Annotated in this window: 1 protein-coding gene; it reads right to left on the reverse strand. The window is 63.7% G+C overall.

Going from position 1 to position 2,169, the window contains the following annotated elements; all coding sequences use genetic code 11:
• Positions 1 to 130 precede the first annotated feature (130 nt).
• A complete protein-coding gene (gene ltrA, locus ACZ7LY_RS32475; protein WP_471628355.1) occupies positions 131 to 1,561 on the reverse strand; it encodes a group II intron reverse transcriptase/maturase in 1,431 nt (476 codons plus the stop codon).
• Positions 1,562 to 2,169 lie beyond the last annotated feature (608 nt).

Genomic DNA, 2,169 nt, shown 5'->3' on the forward strand with positions numbered 1-2,169 from the left:
GGTGAGGTCGACTCGGGGCGCCCTGCCGGTGTTTCCACCAGTGGGTTTCCCCGTGCCGCCTCCCGAACCCGGCGTGCCCGTCTCCGGGCACCGGGCTCTCCACAAATCCCGTTCCAGGATGTTCAGTTCCTCATGCCGTAGTGGGCCACGGAGCCGGAATGAGTTTTCCCCGGTATCGGTATCTGGTCGTGCTTACCTTTGCCGGGTTGAACAGTTCCGCTTCCTCTGTGGCGGGCCACCAGCCGCCGCCGTAATAGCGTCGACGGAGCTGTTTCCAAGTGACCCCGGGGTGCTTGCGCCGAATCCATCGTGTCACCCGCATCCACGCGTAGTGGCTGAGGTAACAGAAAGCGACGTTCGAAACTCCGGGACGGAAATACGCGCACCATCCTCGCAACACCGAGTTCAGTCGGTTGAGCAAGGACTCGAGCGACAAGCCGACGTTCTGCCGTCCGGTCAGTTCCTTCACCTTGCCCGTGACGGAACGCACTGATTTCCGTGCCGGGTAGGTGTAGATGTACTGCCGATCAGTGCCAAGTTTCCGGTGACGCTGGATGCGCCATCCCAGAAAATCAAGGCCCTCGTCAATGTGCGTGATATGTGTCTTCTCCACCGACAGGCGAAGGCCCATCGGCTTCAATGCCTCCGCGACCTCGTCGCGTAGTTCCTCGGCGTGGTCGCGGCGCCCGAAGACGAGTACGAGGAAGTCGTCCGCATACCGGACCAGCCGGTAGTTGGGCAATCCCCGGCGCCGTCTCCTGCGCCGATCCTCGGAGGTGCCATCTGGTCCTCCGAGGCCCTGGGCGATGTGCTCGTCCAGGACCGAGAGCGCGATGTTGGCCAGCAGCGGCGACAGAATCCCACCCTGCGGGGTCCCGGTGCGTGTGTCCGTGAAGGCTCCGTCACGGGACAGGATCCCGGACTTCAAGAACGCCTTCACCAAGGACAACACCCGCTTGTCCCCGATTCGATTCCGCACCCGCTCCATGAGGGCCGGGTGCGCGATCTCGTCGAAGCACGCCGCGATGTCGCCCTCCACCACCCACTCGTATCCGTGGCTGGCGAGATAGCGAGTCTCGGCGATCGCATCGTGAGCACGGCGGTTCGGGCGGAACCCATAGGAACACGGGAGGAAATCCGCTTCGAATACCGGCTCCAGCACCAGTTTCAAGGACGCCTGGACCACTCGGTCCGCCACCGTCGGAATACCCAGACGACGAAGCTTTCCATTCGCCTTGGGAATCATCCGCTCGCGGACAGGAACCGGATGGAAGCTGCGGTCTCTGACCTGGGCCCGCAGCTTGCCGAGAAACGCCTCGACTCCCTGACCGGCTTCGATGGAGCGGGCGGTCTTCCCATCCACTCCGGCCGTGCGGGCACCCTTGTTTCCCCGGACACGGTCCCACGCCACCAACAGGAAGGCGGGATCGGCCACGAGATTGAACAGGTCGTCGAACCTGCGATGAGAATCATCGGCAGCCCAACGGTGCAGCTTGGTCTGGATATCCAGTACCCGGCGTTCGGCCTTCATCAAGGCCCATTCCAGCTCGTCGGTATTCACCGGCGACAGCCTCCTGGCATTCCAGTCTCCTTACTGCTGACTTGCTGGCCCCCTTCCCCATGTGACCGGCTTTCCCGGCCTCGGAGTACTACGGAGCCTCCGTCCTGCCCGACGGCCATCAGCCGGCGATGGGCCTGCCTCCGATCGGACTGGTTGTCCGATATAGGGGCGCCCGCGGACAGTTCCCACGTTCACCACGAATCGATCGACAGGTGAGGTGCCCAGCTCTACCCCGGCAGCATCGCCACGCTTACGCCGCAGACTTTCAGCGTGGCCTCCCCACCGATGAGTGGAGTCGGCTTCGGAGTCGACCACCGAGGAGCGCTGGTGGTCGTGCACTGCGTCCGGCCCAGATCCGCCAGGTTCGAGCCGGTGTCGTAATTACGGGGCGTCAGGCACTGATTTCTCGCGTGCACCTTCCTGTCTCGCTAGCCGGACCCGGGTCGTCTGGCAGTACCAACCCGTCCCGGCGTTGTCGGGGCTGCTTACCGCTCGGCTCGACATCCCCCGAACCAAACTGCCCCCAGCTGCAACCGGATTGCTACGACAACCCGGTGGTGAAGGTCTCTCACCTCACTCGATTCCATGGCGCCTCGTGGCGCACCCAC

Source organism: Streptomyces sp. NPDC107550, assembly GCF_055639095.1.